Raw genomic sequence first — 16,048 nt, 5'->3', positions numbered from 1 at the left:
CTCTACGAAGCGCCGCCGCCGCATGCCTACGGGCCGGGATATGAGCCAGATCTTATATCGGAAGATGTCGATTCGATGGCTAGCATTTTCCCACATCCAACTCGTAGGGGAGGCTACCGGATGGTTCGAAGGCTCCTGACCGTGCTGACCGCGGTCGTCGCGCTCGCCGGCATCGCGCCCGGCGTCGCCCACGCCCGGGAGGCGCAGGAATCGGTCGTCGGCGGCACGCGCGCCGCGCAGGGCGAGTTCCCGTTCATGGTGCGCCTGTCGATGGGCTGCGGCGGCGCGCTCTACAGCAGCACTCTGGTGCTGACCGCCGCGCACTGTGTCAGCCGCACCGGCACCAACACCAGCATCACCGCGACCCTCGGCGCCGTCGACCTGTAGTCGTCCAGCCGCATCACGGTGAAGTCGAACTACGTCTACCGGGCGCCGGGCTACAACGGCAACGGCAAGGACTGGGCGCTGATCCGCCTGGCCACGCCGGTGACCGGCCTGGCCACGCTGCCGATCGCGACGAACACCACCTACAACACCGGCACGTTCACCGTCGCCGGCTGGGGCGCGGCCACCGAGGGCGGGGCGCAGCAGCGGTACCTGCTCAAGGCCACGGTCCCGTTCGTGCCCGACTCGACGTGCGACAACTCGTACCCGGACCTGATCCCGAGCGACGAGATCTGCGCCGGCTACGCCGCCGGCGGCGTCGACACCTGTCAGGGCGACTCGGGCGGCCCCATGTTCCGCCGCGACGCCGCCAACGCCTGGATCCAGGTCGGCATCGTCAGCTGGGGCAACGGCTGCGCCCGCCCCAACTACCCGGGCGTGTACACCGAGGTGAGCACCTTCGCCACGGCCATCGCCTCGGCCGCCGCCTCGCTCGGCGGCTAGCCCGCACCGCTACGGCTGTGGTGCCGGCCCTCCGGCACCACAACCGCGATCCCGCGTTCCGCGCCACCTCGCAACCAACTCCGCGAGGCTCGCGCTGCGGCCCAGCGGCAGGCCACCGCCGACGATCCCGCATTCGCGCCCCGGCTGGGGCTGGAGCGGACGAATCTCTCCGTGATCATGCGGCTCCCGCCGGTGCGCGGCGGGTTTCTCGTGATCGCGGAACCTTAAGGTACCCATGGGTACATCGACCTTCCGCGATCATGAGAAACGCGTGGTACGGGCGCGTTATTGCGAATTTCCGGTAACAACCGGCAGGCGGGCTACACCATTCAAGATCTGTAACCGACATGAAGGATTCCCCGCGGCTGCCCCAGCCGCTCCGCCACCGAGCCCTTCGTCTGTGGCGGTCCACGGTGCAAACGTGACGACCTGACAATGCCGAACCGCCGGCGGAACAGCCCGGACGGCGGCTCATGAGCGGAAAGGTGATGAGGCGAGCGCGATTACGCTGACGATCGCACTGCATCTTATATTGAGCGACCATAATGAACACATGCGGATGACGGGGGTCGGGAAAGTTGCCGTCGGTGGCGTGCTGCTCAGCGTGCTCGGTGGCTGCGGTGGCAGCGGGCCGACCGACACCGCCGCTCGTGATGTGCTGCTCAGCTTCGTCGATCACCTACGTGCCGGAGCGACGGACGACGCCTATGGCGAACTGTGCAGCGGGACCCGAGACCGATTCGACGCGGCTGCCTTCACCGCGTACGTCTCCCGACAGAAGAAGATTAAAGACCTGGAGCTCGCCAGCAAGGTCAACGCGCCCGAGACGCCCGTGGCCGGTCCGACCTTCGCCGAGCGGTTCGTGTTCAACCTGCACCTGAACTTTACCGACGGCACAGGAGAGGCCCGCTACATCCCGGTCGTCCAGGACACGGACGGCACCTGGCGAGTCTGCGGCGACCCCTACTAGAGCGTCGGCCAAGTAATCGATCAGGCGGCTGTCTGGTCGGGTTGGCGGGCGATGATGTGGAGGTTGTGGACCACGGCGGTGCGGCGGAGGTCGAAGAGGTTCTTGCGGGTGCCTCGGTAGCGGGCGCGGTGTCCTTGCCAGTGGCCGATGTGGGCCAGGGCGTGCTCGACAGCGACGCGTTCGCGGAGTTGCGCACGCCCGGCCGGGGTGGCCTGCCGCTCGCGGAGTTCGGCCAGGAGTGCCTCATCGGGGTGGACGGCGATGCTGCGTCCGCTGCTGCTGGTGGTGCACCGGCTCCGCAGCGGGCAGGCGGCGCAGGTGGCCTTCGGGAACGTGACGGTCTTGCCCGGGGTGAACGGGATGGTCGCCTGGTTGGGGCAGGTCAGCTGCCCGCGGTCGAAATCCAGCCGGAAGTCGGTCTTGGTGTAGCGGCCGTTGCTGTTGCGGACTCGCCACGCCTTGCAGAAGATCGCCAGGGTGTCGCCGCGGTCGCGGACCAGCGTGGAGGGCAGGTAGGCCCGGTCGATGTGCAACTCGGCCAGGGTGGTGTCCGCGGCGGCCAGGTCGGCGGTGATGGCGTCGGTGACCGTCGCCTCGGGCACGTTGGCCGGGGTGATCCCGACCGCGGCGATCAGACCGGTGTCCAGGTCGCGCAGCACGTGCCGCTTGTACCCGTCGAACAGCCTGGAGCGTGATTTGCGGCCGTGGCGCATGTCCGGGTCTTCCACGCTGATCCGCCGGTCCTTGGCCACCCCACGACGCAGCGTGCCGGCATCGGTGTCCACGTCCTGGTCGCGAACCTGCCGGGCCACCGCGACCGCGGCCACCGCGGCGGGTGCCGGCTGTGGCTGGGCGGCCACGAACCCGGCCACCGCCTCCAGCGCCCCCAGCACCGTGGCCAGGGCGTGGTCGCGGGCGGCCGGGTCGTCCCAGTCCAGGTCCAGGGCCGCCTTCAGACTCGACCCGGCCAGGACCGGCGCACCGGCCTGCCCGGCCAGCACCCCGATCCCCCCGGCGGTTCCTTCGGCCAGCCCCCACCCCTGCTGGACCGCGATCACACCCAGGGCCTTGCGCAGGGCGTGTCCCATCAAGTTCAACGTGTCCTCGACCCGGCCCACTCCCCACAACGGGCTGGAGTCCAACGCCGCCCGCAACGCCCGCCCCGCCGCCGGGGTAGCGGCCAGTTCCACGGTCCGTTCGATCAACCGCCGGTCCAGGTCCGCGCCGATCAGCCGGTTGCGGAAATTCTGCAACGTGCCCTTCGCGAACGGCGGTTCCTGCACGTCGAGGCAGTCCAGCACCAACTGCCAGCGCCGGTCCATCACCAGCGCCTCGATCACCTCGTCATCCGAGACACCGGTGTACGCCTGCAGGATCGTGGCCAGAGCCAACCGCGCGGGTGGTACCGGCGGCTGCCCCTTCACCCCCGGCCCGTACAACCCGGCCAGTTCCTCCTGGAACTGCTCGTCGAACAACTCATGGCGACGCTGCCGCAACATCACGAACAGCTTCGCCCGCCGCACCCGCCGAACGATCTGCGCCTCAGCCGCCGACAACTCCACCGCCGGACGCCACACCCCCGGCCGCATCAACCAACCCCACTCCCGGGTCCACACAGGCGCCTACCGCCCACCAACCCGGCCTACCACGTGCGCTGGCCACCTCAACAGCGCCACACCGAAGAGATCCGACGAATACTTGGCCGACGCTCTAGGGTCAGCAAGCTCCGGCCAGCGGCATGCCGCCGGACCGCCCTCGCGCTTGCCGCCCCTTACCCCGGGCTACGCCCGTGCCAACACGACCGGGTGTCCACATCGGACAACACGCCGAGCAGGAACGCTCTGGCCTGCCACCGCGGCTCCACCCGCCCGAACCGGCCAGCGATCGCCGCGAACCCGGTGTCGAACTCCGCCAACCACCCCTCGGCGTCTACGCCGTCGCCAGCGGCCGCCACGAAATCAGAAGTTGTCTCCACAAGTCGCTGATGATCACGTGGCGGCCGTCCTACGCCCGGCAGACACGCCGACCCGGCAGACACAGCCACACCAGCGTGGCAAGTGACGGGTGCCTGGATGCCCTGGTGGGTTCAGTTCGCCGGTCGGGTGGCAGCGGCGGGGGTGGCGTCCCCTCGGCATCGATGTGAGTCTGGGTGGTGCCTCAGATTCCCCGACGAAAGGCGCCTCCGATGAAATGGAAAAGATCACTGACTGCTGTAGCCACGCTGACCGCCGCCCTGGTGCTGGCGTCGGTCACCTCGGCGGCGGCCGCCGTCACCAACTCCTACTGGGCGGGTTATGTGCTGGTTGGCCACTCGGAGGGGTTCCGGCAGGTGACCGGCAAGTTCACGGTCCCCCCTGTGTCCTGCACGTCGCCCGGCTCCAAGGCATCCTTCTGGATCGGGCTCGACGGCTACAGCTACGGCACGGCCCACAGCAACACGGTCGAGCAGGTCGGCATCTCCACCAACTGCGGAATTGGCGGCCCCGCCTTCCGGGCCTGGTGGGAGATGCTCCCCAACGGGGTGCAGTACCAGTTCAACGTCGTTCCCGGGGACACGATCTCCATGCTGGTCAAGTACGTCGGCGGGGCCTGGAATCTGGCCCTCACCGACCTGACCCATAACGACAATAACCACAAGTTCAACGTGACCGAGCCATGCCCGTCCGGGTACGTCTGCCAGAACATGAGCGCCGAGGCCATCCTCGAGGCCGACAACGGTCAGAACCTCTCCAGCTTCACACCGGCCACCTTCAGCGAGATCCAGGCCGTCGACAGCAGTGGCGCCAGCACCGGGCTGGTGGCCAACGGGTCGTACTGGGGCCTGACCAAAATACTGATGACCGGGAACAACGGCCAGAACCTGGCCGATGTGGGCCCCATCACCAACAACGGCGAGAACTTCACCCTCACTTACCGCCAGTCGAACTGACCCGCTGACGGGGCCGCGGCGGCGCGGTCTTCACGGGCAGGCTGGCGGTGACGACCGCACCGTCGTCGGGGTGGTTGGCGGCCTGGATGTGGCCGCCGTGCAGGCGCGCGTTCTCTCAGGCGATGGCCAGGCCGAGGCCACTGCCCTCCGCGCGGGTCCGGGCCGCGTCGGCCGTGTCAAGACGTTGATCGAGTTGACCGCGAAGCTGCTCGACGCCGATGGCACCACCCGGCGACCCGACGTGTTCTGGAGCTACGACGCAGAGCTGCACAACCTGAATGCCCCGCATCGACGGCGACCACGCTGCAATGGCCATCTCCGACCACGTCAAGGCACTCGTGGAAAACCTGCCGTCCTACGCCCGGCAGACACGCCGACCCGGCAGACCCATCAACAATCATCTACATAACGAACCCGGGCTGTCGTACTAGCCGACAAGAGCGCGGCGGTGGCCGTGCTGGCGACCGTCCTGTTGGCGCCGGACCGCGGCGGGACGTTCACCAGGATCCCGGCGGACGTGCCCTCCTCGCCCAGCCCTTCGGCCGTACCGTCGGTAGCGCCGGACGTCAGGCTGGTCACCCTGCCGACCCGCACGTGGGAGGACGGCACGCGAGTCGACGTCGGCGGCGCCGCAGGCCCCGGCGGCGCGCGGATGCCCGAAGATCAGTTGCTCCGCGCCGCCGGCTCGGTCGACACCACCATGCGCGCGAAGACCGACTGGCTGGGCTGACACCGCTGTCCCAGGCCGGCCCTCCGGCACCACAACCGCAATCCGGCGACCGAATCTCTCCGTGATCATGCGGCTCACGCCGGTGCGCGGCGGGTTTCTCGTGATCGCGGAGCCTTAAGGTACCCATGGGTACATCGACCTTCCCCGATCATGGAAAACGCGTGGTGCGGGCGGCGGCTACAGCATGATCGCGGAGAGTTCCGGTCGCGATGCCCGCTGAAACAAGCCGATCGCGGGCGCGGGTCAGCCGGCCAGGAGGTCGGTCAGGGCGTCCGGACGGTCCAGCGGGACGATGTGACCGCATCGCTCGAGGATTTCGCCGCGGAGGTTGTCGGTGATCGGTTCGAGCTGGCGGTGCAGGCGCTCGCCGACCACGTTGCCGCCGAGGGCGACCGTCGGGACGTGCAGCCGTCCGCCGGCCAGAGCGGCGCGCACCAGCTCGGCAGTGCGGTCCAGCGCGCGGTAGAAACCGAATCCCGCGCCCAGTCTGCGCCGGCCGCGGTAGGCGTCCACGAGCGCCGTTCGCAGCTCCGGGTCGTCGACGCGGCGGAGGAACCAGCCCAGGTAGTCGTCCTCGCGTCCCTCGATGAGCGTCTCGGGCAGCTTGGGGACGGCGTGGAAGCCGAACCACCACGGCGGCGGGTCGAATCCGCCGGCCAGGCCGGGCACGGTGCCCTCCATCAGCACCAGCCTGGTCACCCGCTCGGGATGGCGCATCGCGAGCAGAAAGGCCGTCGGTACGGATGCGTCGATCGCGGCCACCTCGACCGTCTCGACCTCCAGGAAGTCCAGCAGGCCGATGAGGTCGGCCGCGGCTGTCGCGGCGTCGAAGCCGTCGTCCGCCGGCGCGCTGTCGCCCAGGCCGCGCAGGTCGGGCACGATCCTGCGGCGCCGGGCCGGGCGCACGCCGTCCCAGATCCGGCCGGTGTGCGGCCATCCGTGCAGCAGCATGAGCGGCGCCCCGGTGCCGCTCACCCGCACCGCCAGCTCGGTCCCGTTGATCGCAACCCGTATCGTCCCGGTTCGGTCAGTAGCCTTGTCCACGCGATACACCTTGGGAGAGCGCGCCGTGGACGATCAAGAAGGCACTTCGCCGACATCAGGTGAGCGCCGGGTAACCGGTGACCTGTTCAGCCCCGCCTGCCCGACCCGGGAGCTGCTCGACCGGATCGGCGACCGCTGGACGTCGATGCTGGTCAAGGTGCTGGCCGACGCGTACCCGGGGGAGTGCGGCTTCGCCGAGCTGCGCCGGGCCGCGCCCGGGATCTCGCACAAGATGCTGTCGCAGACCTTGCGCAGCCTGACGGCGGACGGCCTGGTCACGCGCCGCGTCGAGCCGGCGGTGCCGCCGCGCACGTGGTACTCGCTCACCGAGCTCGGGCGGACGCTCGACGGCCCGCTCGCGGCGGTCCGCGCCTGGGCCGAGGCCAACATGCCGGCCGTGCGCGAGGCCCGCCGCCGGACCGGCACCTGAAGGGTCAGGCGGCGGTCGCGTCCTGGTAGTCGGCGCCGGCCATGGCCTTGCCCAGGCGCAGCAGGGAGTCGGGGCCGTCCATGCGGTCCATGACCGCCTCGATGAAGACCAGGCGGTCGCGGGTGGCGGCGGCCGTGTCGAGGGCCGTCATCAGGTCCTGTTCCGTGGTGGCCCGCAAGGTCACCGCGGTGCCGGTGGGGTCGAAGGCCTCGACCAGGCGGTCGTAGCGCCACGGTGCGATGGTGTTGTAGGCGGCGTCGGCGCCCAGGATGTAGCGCTCCACCGTGTAACCGTCGTTGTTGGTCAGGATGATGATCGGGTTCAGGTCGCGGCGCAGTAGCGTGGAGAGTTCCTGGGCGGTCTGCTGCAGCGAGCCGTCGCCGATCAGCAGCACGTGGCGGCGGCCGGGGGCGGCGAGCATGGTGCCCAGCAGGCTCGGCAGGGTGTAGCCGATCGAGCCCCACAGCGGCTGGCCGATGAAGGTGCAGTCCCGTGGCAGCGGCACGCCGCAGCAGCCCGCGTAGGAGGTGCCCTGGTCGGCGATCACCACGTCGCCGGGCTCGAAGAACGATGCCATTCTGGCCCAGAAGCGCTGCTGGATGAGCGGGCCGGAGCCGGACGGATGGCCCGCCGCGGTCGGGTGGCGGCGGGGGGCGATGCCGGCCGGATTGCGGGCGTCCATGCCGGCCAGGGCGCTCAGCGCGTCCGCCATGGCGACGTGCGGGTGGGCGGTCGTGGCGGTGGTGGACGACATCGGGTGTACCGCGATGATCCGGGACGGCTCGATGTGCCCGGTGGTGCCGCCGCTGATCGTGTCGGCGAACTGGGCGCCGACGGCGATGACGCAGCCGGCCTGTTCGACGGTCCGCTGGACCTCCGGGTCGCCGAGGCCGCCCGCGTAGAGGCCGACGTACTGGTCGTGGTCCTCGGGGAACACGCCCTTGCTGATGCTCAGGGCCGCGACCGGGCAGCCGATCGCCTCGGCGAGCTTGATCACCTGGGGCGCCATGCGGTAGCGGTCGACCTCGTGGCCGACCAGGACGGCGACCGACTCCGCGCCGCGCAGCATCGCCGCGGCCCGGTCGGTGAAGCGGGCCAGCATGGCCGGGTCGCTGGTCGGCTCGGGCAGCGGCAGCGGGGACGAGGGCGCCTCGATCTGCTGGTACGCCACGTCGGAGGGCAGCATGAGGTACACCGGCCGCTTGAACAGCCAGCACAGGGCGAGCAACCGGTCGATCTCCAGCGCCGCGTTGTCCCGGTCGAGCAGCGCCTGGCCGGCCGTGTACTCGCCCGCGCACCGGGCGGCCCGGGCGAAGTTGCCGTCGCCCGCGGTGTGGTGGACCTGCTGGTGGGCCTGCATGACGAAGGTCGCCGGGGTGCCGACGATCGACACCACCGGCACCGACTCGGCGAACGCGCCGGCGATGCCGTTGAGCGCGCTCAGCTCGCCCACGCTGAACGTCGTGACCAGTGCCGCGATGCCGTTGAGCCGGGCGTAGCCGTCGGCGGCGTAGGCCGCGTTGAGCTCGTTGCAGTTGCCGACCCACTCGATGCCGTCCGCCGCCTCGATCTGGTCGAGGAACTCGAGCTCGTAGTCGCCGGGGACGCCGAACACGTGCCCGACCCCGATCTCCCGCAGACGGCGCAGGAGGTATTCACCAACGGTACATTCCGCCATGACGCTGCCACTCCCGATGTTCGTGGTCAGGACCGGCACGGCTCTACCCCTCGGCCGCCGCTTCACACCGGAAGCCGAGCGCGTCGTCGACGAGGACGGACCCGGCCGGCAGGCTCCCCGTCGTCGCGGAGCAGCCACCAACGGCCGGGCCGGGGGCGCTCCCGCTCGCAGGTGAGGGCAACCAGCGCGGCGGCGGCCACCGTTGGGTACATGACGTCCACGGACCCGGCCGTCACTGAACGGGTCGCCGCCGGGCACCGCCCGGCGCGACCCCGGCGGGCGGCCCGGCTCACGCCGATGCTCGGCCCGGCCGCGGTCGCCGCCATCGCCTACGTCGACCCGGGCAACGTCGCCACCAACCTCACCGCCGGCGCCACCAGCGGCTACCTGCTGGTCTGGGTCGTCGTCGCGGCGAGCCTGGTCGCGCTGCTGGTGCAGTTCCAGGCCGCGAAGCTCGGCATCGCCACCGGCCGCAGCCTGCCGGAGCTGTGCCGGGAACGGCTGCCCCGGTGGGCGTCGCTGCTGCTGTGGGCCCAGGCCGAGCTGGTCGTGCTGGCCACCGACCTGGCCGAGTTCGTCGGCGCGGCGATCGGGCTGCGGCTGCTGTTCGGCATGCCGGTGGCCCCGGCCGCGCTGGTGACCGCCGCCCTGTCGATGGTGCTGCTGGAGCTGCGCCAGCGCGGGCGGCGCCGGTTCGAGCTGCTGACCGTCGCGGCGCTGCTGCTCGTCGGCGCCGGCGTGCTCTACGACGTGGTCACGGTCGGGCACCAGTCCGCGGCCGGCCTCGCCGGGGGGCTGGTCCCGCGCTTCGCCGGGGCCGGGAGCGCGCTGCTGGCCATGGGCATCGTCGGCGCGACGGTCATGCCGCACGCGATCTACCTGCACTCCGCCATCGCCCGCCGCCCCGCCACCGGCGTCGCGTCCCGCCCGGGCCGGCCGGCGTCCCGGCTGATCCGCAAGGCGCTGCGGCTGGACTGCGGGATCGCCCTGGGCGGCGCGGCCGTCGTCAACGTCGCGCTGATCGCCCTCGGCGCCGGGCTCGGCGCGGCCACCGCCGGCGCCTGGAGCGGCGACATCCTCGACGCGCACGCGCGGATCGCCGCCCAGTTCGGCGGCGCCGCGGCGCTCGCGTTCGCGGTGCTGCTGCTGTCCTCGGGCGTGTCGTCGTCCGGGATCGGCACCCTCGCCGGCGACTTCGTCATGCAGGGTTTCCTCGGCCGGCAGATCCCCAGCCGGGTGCGCCGGCTCGTCACCATGCTGCCCGCGCTGGCCGCCCTGCTGGCCGGGGCGCCGCTGACCGCGCTGCTGGTGCTCAGCCAGGTCGTCATCTCGCTCGGCGTGCCGGTGGCGCTGTTCCTGCTCGTCTACTTCTGCCGCGACCGGGCGGTGATGGGCGGCCTGGTCAACGCCGTGCTGACCACCAGGGTCGCGGCCGGCGCCGGGCTCGTGGTCGCCGCGGCCGGCCTGTCGCTGCCGGTCCTGCTCATGCTGTGAGGCTCCCGTGCCCTCGATCCCGCGCATCCGGGTCAAGCTGCTCGCCGCCGCCGGCTCGTGCCTGCTGGCGATCGTGCTGGGCGCGGCGCCGGCCACCGTGCTGGCGCTCGCCTTCGCCACCGCGGCCATTCCCGCCGCCGTCGCCGTTCTGGGAGGTGTACCGCTGCTGCGCGCGCTGTCCGGCCTGTCGCCGGGCACCGGCGCGCCCGACCCGCAGACCGCAGTCGTCCGAGAGGAGTACCGATGACGAACACCGAATCGCTGCCGCAGCCCAAGCGCGGGCGCAAGGGCGGCACCGACACCGGCCCGCGCAACGTCGAGCTGGACCGGCAGAACCCCGATCTGCTCGTACCCCCGGAAACCGACCACGGCACCGTGCCCAACCTCAAGTTCTCGATGTCCTGGGCGGCGACCCGCCTCGAGGAGGGCGGCTGGACGCGGGAGGTCACCCAGCGGGAGCTGCCGGTGGCGACCGAACTGGCCGGGGTGGACATGAAGCTCAACCCGGGCGCCTACCGGGAGCTGCACTGGCACAAGCAGTCGGAGTGGGCCTACGTGCTGGAGGGCAGCTGCCGCATCGGCGCCGTCGACCAGGAGGGCCGCAACTTCCTTGACGACGTCCAGCAGGGCGACCTGTGGTTCTTCCCGCGCGGCGTGCCGCACCACATCCAGGCCCTGGACGACGGCGTCGAGTTCCTGCTGGTCTTCGACGACGGCATGTTCTCGGAGAACTCCACGTTCATGATCAGCGACTACTTCGCGCACACCCCGCGCAGCGTGATCGCGAAGAACTTCGGCTGGTCGGCCGAGCAGCTCGACGCGCTGCCGGACAAGGAGAAGTACATCTTCCCGGGCCAGGTGCCGCCGCCGCTGGACAGCGACCACGTGCTGAGCCCGACCGGCGACGTGCCGCGCACGTTCAAGCACAGCCTGCACGCCCAGGAGCCGGAGCATTTCGACGGGGGTACCGCCAAGGTCGCCGACTCGCGCAACTTCGCCGCCTCCGACACGATCAGCGCGGCGCTGGTCGAGATGGAGCCGGGCGCCCTGCGCGAGCTGCACTGGCACCCGACCGACGATGAGTGGCAGTACTGGATCCGCGGCAAGGGCCGGATGGGGGTCTTCGCCAGTTCGGGGCTCAACCGCACCTTCGACTACCAGGCCGGGGACGTCGGCTACGTGCCGTTCGCCTACGGCCACTACATCGAGAACACCGGCGACGAGCCGCTGGTGTTCCTGGAGATGTTCCGCAACCCGCGGTTCGAGGACATCTCGCTGAGCCAGTGGATGGCCAACACGCCGCCGCAGGTCGCCGCGGACACGCTGAACCTGCCGCGCTCCACCGTCGAGGCGATCCCGAAGGGCAAGCCGCGCATCATGCGCTGATCCCGTTTTCGCCACGGGGCGGCGGCGTTTTCGCTCCGGGCGGCGGCGTTTCGCTAGGGGGCGGCGGCGTGGAAGGTGACGGTCATGCCGCCGTCCACGGCGATGGTCTGGCCGGTGATGTATGACGCGGCGTCGCCGGCCAGGAACGCCACCGCCCCGGCGATCTCCTCCGGCCGCCCCCACCGCCCGAGCGCGGTCCGCCGGCGCAGCCACTCTGTCCACTGTGGATCGCCGGCCAGCCCGGCGTTGGTCTCGGTGGCGAACGTGCCCGGCGCGACCGCGTTGACGGTGATCTCGTGCCGGCCGAGCTCGGCGGCCAGGGCCCGGGTCATGCCTTCGAGCCCGGCCTTGGCCGCGCTGTAGGCGACGTCGTCGGCCCGGCCCAGCTGCGCCAGCACCGAGGAGACGTTGATGATCCGGCCGGGCGCGCCGCGCTCGACCAGCCCGCCGGCCACCAGCCGGCTCAGCGTGAACGCCGAGACCAGGTCGGTGCGCAGCATCGCGGTCAGGTCGTCCGGGGTCACCTCCGGCAGCGCCCGCCGGTTGCGCTGCCCGACGTTGTTCACCAGCACGTCGAGCGCCAGGCCGCGGGCGGCGAGCCCGTGGAGGGCCGCCGCGCAGGCGTCCGGGTCGGCGACGTCGAAGGCCGCCGCGTCCGCGCGCAGCCCCTGGCCGTGCAGCTCGGCGACCACCGTCGCGAGCGTGTCCGGGTTGCGGCCGTTGACCAGCACGTGCGCGCCGGCCCGGGCCAGCCCGCGGGCGATCTCCCGGCCGAGGCCGCGCGCGGAGCCGGTGACGAGCGCGGTGCGATGGGCGAGATCGGGCACGGTACCCCTCCGGCTTCAACTGAAACGACTGTTTCAGTATGCTCCTCGGTATGAGCGCGCCGCAACGCCCACCCGCCGAGGGCTCCGCCCGCCGCGCCGAGCTGCTCGCCGCGGCCTACCGGTACGCGACCGAGCACGGCCTGACCGACCTCTCGCTGCGCCCGCTCGCCGCCGCCGTCGGATCCAGCCCACGGGTGCTGCTCTACCTGTTCGGCTCCAAGGACGGCCTGGTGCGGGAGGTCCTGTCGATGGCCCGCGAGGAGCAGCTGGCGTTCATCCGGGACACGGTGGTGCCCGGCACCGCGCAGTACCACACCGTCGTGGAAAGGCTCTGGGACTGGGTCGCCGCCGATCACCGCCGCGGCCTGGTCCGGCTGTTCTTCGAGGCGTTCGCCCAGTCCGCCCGCGCCGACCCCGGCCCGTGGGCAGGCTTCGCCGAGCGGTCGGTCGGCGACCTCGTCGCCGCCCTGGCCGCCGCCCAGCCCGGCGTGCCCGAGCCGGCCGCGGTGCGCCGCGCCACCGCCACCCTGGCCCTGCTGCGCGGCCTGCTGCTGCACCTGCTCGCCGGCGGCGACCGCGACGAACTCGGCGCCCTGCTGTCGGAGTCGGTGTCCTGACGCGCCTCGCCTCGCCCGGCCCCGCCTCGCCCGGCCTCGCCTCGCCCGGCCTCGCCTCGCCCGGCCCCGCCTCGCCCGGCCCCGCCTCGCCCGGCCCCGCCCGGCCCCGCCTCGCCTCGCGCCGCCTCGCCCGGCCCCGCGCCGCCTCGCCCGGCCCCGCGCCGCCTCGCCCGGCCCCGCGCCGCCTCGCCCGGCCTCGCCTCGCGCCGCCTCGCGCCGCCCGGCCCCGCGCCGCGCCGCGACCGCAGAACCACCCCGTGCCGCTCCGCCGCCTCGCCGCCGCCCTGGTTTTGCCGCTCGCCGGATGCGCCCGCCCCGAAGCCGGCCCCGCGCGGATGTCTCACCCGCCGGGCACACCATCCGATCTGCGCGGCCGGGCCGTATGTCTCCGTGATCATGATGTCCGCGGCGACCGCACACCGGGTTTGCCATGATCCCGGAGACTTCTGGTACACAGGGGTACATCAGCACTCCGTGATCATGAAAAACCGTTGGTGTCGATGCCGGGTTGCGCATGATCGCGGAGACTTCCGGTCGCTGTGGCGTGCCTCGCGGCGTGCGCCTCCCGCCGTGCGGGACGTGATCGCCGATCGTGCCCCGCCGCGGGGCGCTGGGGCGCGCCGGCCGGGCACCAACTTGGCCCCCCGGTGGGCATCGCGGTCGGCGATGTCGGCAGTTGCGGGTCGCCGTCGAAGACGGACATCACGCCCTCGGTGCGGCGGCGGCCTGCCCGGGAGCCCTCGCTCCCGGGCCGGTGAGCGGGTCAGGTGATCGTTAAATTTACGGCGCGACACACTAGGCCAGCGCGCGCTCCCGTTCGGCCTCTGCCTGGGGTTCTGGCTGGGGGCCGGCGGCGGAGCCCATCAGGCTCAGCAGCGCCGGTGCGAGCAGCGACCGCACCACGAAGGCGTCGATGAGCACGCCGACCGACAGGGCGAAGGCCAGCTCCCGGAACGGGCGCAGCGGCACGAGCAGCAGCAGGCCGAAGCTGACCGCGAGGGTGAACGCGGCCGTGCGGATCGCGCGGGCGGAGTGCGGCAGCGTGAGGGCGAGCGCCTCGCGCAGCGGCCGTGCCCGGGCCTCCCGCCAGGCCGGGCCGACGCCGAAGATGTTGTAGTCGGAGCCGAGGGCGACCAGCAGCACGGCGGCGGCGAACGGCACGTAGAAGGTCAGGCCGTCCGCGCCGTACACGTCCTGGAAGACGAACGTGGTCAGGCCGAGCGTGGCGGCGATGGCCAGCACGCTGCACACCAGCAGCCCGGCCGGGGCCACCAGGGCGCGCAGGAACAGCATCAGGAACAGCAGGTTGGCGGCGAGCGCGGCGAGCGCGATGCGGCCCAGGTCGTGTTCGGTCTGCGCGACGATGACCTGGGCGATGGCGGTGTCGCCGCCGAGGCTCGCGTGCGCCCCGCCGAGGCCGGCCGCGTGCAGCAGGCCGGGCAGGGCGCGGTCGAGCCGGGCGGCGGTGTCCACGGCGCGGGCGCCGAGCGGCTCGTCGGAGAGCACCAGCAGGAACCGGGCGGCGCCGCCGTCGGGGGACTGGAACACGGCGAAGTTCTTCGGCAGGCCGGTGGTGCCGGGGCCGAGCACGGCGGCGACGCCGGGGAGGTGGGCGAGGGACTGCTGCAGCCGGGCGAGCTCGGCGGTGCGGCCGGCCACGCCGTCGCCCTCGACGAGCACCTCGGTCGGCGCGAGGATCCCGCGGGCGAACCCGGTCTCGGCCGCGTTCGCCGCCGCGCGGGTCGGGTTGTCCGCCGGCAGCGCCTCGACGAACGACACGCCCAGCTTGAGGTGGCGGGCCGGCAGCGCGGCCAGCACCAGCCCGGCCACGCACAGCACCAGCATCGGGGCGGCGAACCAGCGCCGGGTGAGCAGCCGCGCCCACAGCCGGCTGCCCACCGGCACGGCGTCGTCGGCGGCGGTCCTGGTGCGCCGCAGCGGCGACCAGAACACCGCCGGGCCGAGGATGCCCAGCAGGGCCGGGACGAGCGTGACGACCACGATGACGCCGATGAGGATGGCGAGGGCCATGCCCGGGCCGAACGCGCGGAACGCGGGCGAGCCGGCGACGACGAGCGCGCCCGTGCCCGCGGCGGCGGTGAGCCCGGCGGTGGCGATGATCGGCGTGAACCGCGCGGTCGCCTGGCGGGCGGCGCGGACCCGCGGCTCCCCGGCGGCGAGCCGGCGGCGCACGCCGGAGAGGTAGAACACGACGTAGTCGGTGACGACGCCGAGCAGCAGCGCGACGAGCAGTGGTTGTGTCTCCTGGGGTACCGGCACGCCGAGCCGCTGCGCGAGCGCCCCGCCGACGTGCAGCGTGAGCACCGAGGCGACCCCGGCGACGCCGAGCGCGACCAGCGGCGCGACGAGCGAGCGGAACGCCACGGCGACGATGAGGAACACCGCGATGACGGTGATCAGCTCCAGCCGCGGCACCGCGGAGAGCACGATCCGGGTCTGCTCGACCCGGGCCGGCACCGAGCCGGTGATGCCCACGACCGCGTCGCCGGGGCCGTAGTGGGCGGCGACGAACCGGTGCGCGGCGGCGACCTGGTCGGCGAAGGTCACGTCGGGGTCGGTGAACAGCAGCGTGACGATCGTGGTGCCGTCCTCGGCCGAGCCGGGGAACAGCCCGAGGGTGTTCATCACCGGTACCGCCGCCCGGATCGGCGCCGCGTCGGTGTAGGTCCCGTCGCTGACCGCCTGCGCGCGCTGGACCGCCTCGGCCTGGACGTCCTGGGGCAGCCCGCCCGGGTTGCGCTGGACCACGGCGACCCGGCTGAGCAGCGGGAAGCCGAACCGCTGGAACGAGCGCAGCTCGCTGCGCACCGCCGGGTTGTCCGCCGACACCAGCTGCTCGAGGTCGCTGCCGCCCTGGCCGACCGTGGGCAGGTAGACCACCGACGCGGCCGCCGCGGCGAGCCAGCCGGCCACCACGAGCCAGCGCAGCCACACCACGATGCCGGCGTACCACCGCGGTAGCAGGCTCGGCCGCCACCGCGTGCGGGGCTCCACGTCGTCGCTCACGGTCCCAGGCCCTCCCGCCGTCCCCGGT

14 protein-coding genes and 2 pseudogenes are annotated in these 16,048 nt (G+C 72.4%); 9 read left to right on the top strand and 7 right to left on the bottom strand.

The annotated features are described in order from the left end of the window. The first annotated feature begins 75 nt into the window (after positions 1-75). Together ACQPXD_RS30585 and ACQPXD_RS30580 are read left to right on the top strand one after the other, a co-directional pair. Positions 76-888 (top strand): annotated as a pseudogene (locus ACQPXD_RS30585) (S1 family peptidase). Positions 889-1,441: 553 nt separating this feature from the next. Then, positions 1,442-1,858, top strand: a complete 417-nt coding sequence (locus tag ACQPXD_RS30580) for a hypothetical protein (protein ID WP_432824781.1) — start codon at positions 1,442-1,444, stop codon at positions 1,856-1,858. A 20-nt stretch (positions 1,859-1,878) separates the two neighbouring features. Here ACQPXD_RS30580 and ACQPXD_RS30575 read toward each other — a convergent pair whose 3' ends face one another. Then, positions 1,879-3,447: an IS1182 family transposase gene (locus ACQPXD_RS30575; protein WP_432824780.1), complete on the bottom strand. Its 1,569-nt coding sequence runs from the start codon at positions 3,445-3,447 to the stop codon at positions 1,879-1,881. 203 nt (positions 3,448-3,650) lie between these two features. Beyond that, positions 3,651-3,773 (bottom strand): annotated as a pseudogene (locus tag ACQPXD_RS30570) (IS701 family transposase); the annotation flags it as partial. A 270-nt stretch (positions 3,774-4,043) separates the two neighbouring features. On the opposite strand from ACQPXD_RS30570, the gene ACQPXD_RS30565 reads away from it, so the two are divergent. Beyond that, positions 4,044-4,787 carry a G1 family glutamic endopeptidase gene (locus ACQPXD_RS30565; RefSeq protein WP_432824779.1) on the top strand — a complete coding sequence of 248 codons (744 nt, stop codon included), beginning with the start codon at positions 4,044-4,046 and terminating at the stop codon, positions 4,785-4,787. Positions 4,788-4,902: 115 nt separating this feature from the next. Here ACQPXD_RS30565 and ACQPXD_RS30560 read toward each other — a convergent pair whose 3' ends face one another. Continuing rightward, positions 4,903-5,103, bottom strand: a complete 201-nt coding sequence (locus ACQPXD_RS30560; RefSeq protein WP_432824778.1) for a hypothetical protein — start codon at positions 5,101-5,103, stop codon at positions 4,903-4,905. A 132-nt stretch (positions 5,104-5,235) separates the two neighbouring features. Between ACQPXD_RS30560 and ACQPXD_RS30555 the strand changes: the two genes are divergently transcribed. Then, positions 5,236-5,517 (top strand): hypothetical protein, encoded by a 282-nt coding sequence (locus ACQPXD_RS30555; RefSeq protein ID WP_432824777.1) that lies wholly within the window; start codon positions 5,236-5,238, stop codon positions 5,515-5,517. A 243-nt stretch (positions 5,518-5,760) separates the two neighbouring features. On the opposite strand, the gene ACQPXD_RS30550 is transcribed toward ACQPXD_RS30555, so the two are convergent. After that, positions 5,761-6,561, bottom strand: a complete 801-nt coding sequence (locus tag ACQPXD_RS30550; RefSeq protein ID WP_432824776.1) for an alpha/beta fold hydrolase — start codon at positions 6,559-6,561, stop codon at positions 5,761-5,763. Positions 6,562-6,586: 25 nt separating this feature from the next. On the opposite strand from ACQPXD_RS30550, the gene ACQPXD_RS30545 reads away from it, so the two are divergent. Continuing rightward, positions 6,587-6,991, top strand: coding sequence for a winged helix-turn-helix transcriptional regulator (locus ACQPXD_RS30545; protein ID WP_432824775.1), 405 nt, complete (start codon positions 6,587-6,589; stop codon positions 6,989-6,991). 4 nt (positions 6,992-6,995) lie between these two features. On the opposite strand, the gene ACQPXD_RS30540 is transcribed toward ACQPXD_RS30545, so the two are convergent. Next, complete coding sequence (locus ACQPXD_RS30540; protein WP_432824774.1) at positions 6,996-8,669, bottom strand: alpha-keto acid decarboxylase family protein; 1,674 nt, start codon at positions 8,667-8,669, stop codon at positions 6,996-6,998. A 210-nt stretch (positions 8,670-8,879) separates the two neighbouring features. On the opposite strand from ACQPXD_RS30540, the gene ACQPXD_RS30535 reads away from it, so the two are divergent. The 3 genes from ACQPXD_RS30535 to ACQPXD_RS30525 are packed head-to-tail and all read left to right on the top strand — an operon-like array spanning position 8,880 to position 11,549. After that, the gene (locus ACQPXD_RS30535; RefSeq protein WP_432824773.1) at positions 8,880-10,163 is read left to right on the top strand and encodes an Nramp family divalent metal transporter; all 1,284 of its coding nucleotides are present in this window, start codon (positions 8,880-8,882) and stop codon (positions 10,161-10,163) included. A 7-nt stretch (positions 10,164-10,170) separates the two neighbouring features. After that, positions 10,171-10,410: a hypothetical protein gene (locus ACQPXD_RS30530; protein WP_432824772.1), complete on the top strand. Its 240-nt coding sequence runs from the start codon at positions 10,171-10,173 to the stop codon at positions 10,408-10,410. Beyond that, the gene (locus ACQPXD_RS30525; RefSeq protein ID WP_432824771.1) at positions 10,407-11,549 is read left to right on the top strand and encodes an oxalate decarboxylase family bicupin; all 1,143 of its coding nucleotides are present in this window, start codon (positions 10,407-10,409) and stop codon (positions 11,547-11,549) included. Before ACQPXD_RS30530 ends, ACQPXD_RS30525 begins: the two co-directional genes overlap by 4 nt. A gap of 53 nt (positions 11,550-11,602) precedes the next feature. Here the strand turns inward: ACQPXD_RS30525 and ACQPXD_RS30520 are convergent, their stop codons facing one another. Continuing rightward, a complete protein-coding gene (locus ACQPXD_RS30520) occupies positions 11,603-12,376 on the bottom strand; it encodes an SDR family oxidoreductase (RefSeq protein WP_432824770.1) in 774 nt (257 codons plus the stop codon). Positions 12,377-12,426: 50 nt separating this feature from the next. Between ACQPXD_RS30520 and ACQPXD_RS30515 the strand changes: the two genes are divergently transcribed. After that, positions 12,427-12,993 carry a TetR/AcrR family transcriptional regulator gene (locus ACQPXD_RS30515; protein ID WP_432824769.1) on the top strand — a complete coding sequence of 189 codons (567 nt, stop codon included), beginning with the start codon at positions 12,427-12,429 and terminating at the stop codon, positions 12,991-12,993. A 795-nt stretch (positions 12,994-13,788) separates the two neighbouring features. On the opposite strand, the gene ACQPXD_RS30510 is transcribed toward ACQPXD_RS30515, so the two are convergent. Further along, positions 13,789-16,020 carry an MMPL family transporter gene (locus ACQPXD_RS30510; RefSeq protein WP_432824768.1) on the bottom strand — a complete coding sequence of 744 codons (2,232 nt, stop codon included), beginning with the start codon at positions 16,018-16,020 and terminating at the stop codon, positions 13,789-13,791. Between the last annotated feature and the right edge of the window lie 28 nt (positions 16,021-16,048).

It is taken from the genome of Dactylosporangium sp. CA-092794 (assembly GCF_050948465.1).
Classification (GTDB): Bacteria; Actinomycetota; Actinomycetes; order Mycobacteriales; family Micromonosporaceae; genus Dactylosporangium.
Note: the sequence above shows the minus strand (reverse complement) of the source record. Positions and strands in the feature narration are given on the sequence as shown.

Bases quoted from the DNA above. Each gene is read 5' to 3' on its own strand.
- ACQPXD_RS30580 (WP_432824781.1), top strand. From the start codon at position 1,442: ATGCGGATGACGGGGGTCGGGAAAGTTGCCGTCGGTGGCGTGCTGCTC.
- ACQPXD_RS30575 (WP_432824780.1), bottom strand. From the start codon at position 3,447: ATGCGGCCGGGGGTGTGGCGTCCGGCGGTGGAGTTGTCGGCGGCTGAG.
- ACQPXD_RS30565 (WP_432824779.1), top strand. From the start codon at position 4,044: ATGAAATGGAAAAGATCACTGACTGCTGTAGCCACGCTGACCGCCGCC.
- ACQPXD_RS30560 (WP_432824778.1), bottom strand. From the start codon at position 5,103: ATGGCCATTGCAGCGTGGTCGCCGTCGATGCGGGGCATTCAGGTTGTG.
- ACQPXD_RS30540 (WP_432824774.1), bottom strand. From the start codon at position 8,669: ATGGCGGAATGTACCGTTGGTGAATACCTCCTGCGCCGTCTGCGGGAG.
- ACQPXD_RS30535 (WP_432824773.1), top strand. From the start codon at position 8,880: ATGACGTCCACGGACCCGGCCGTCACTGAACGGGTCGCCGCCGGGCAC.
- ACQPXD_RS30525 (WP_432824771.1), top strand. From the start codon at position 10,407: ATGACGAACACCGAATCGCTGCCGCAGCCCAAGCGCGGGCGCAAGGGC.
- ACQPXD_RS30515 (WP_432824769.1), top strand. From the start codon at position 12,427: ATGAGCGCGCCGCAACGCCCACCCGCCGAGGGCTCCGCCCGCCGCGCC.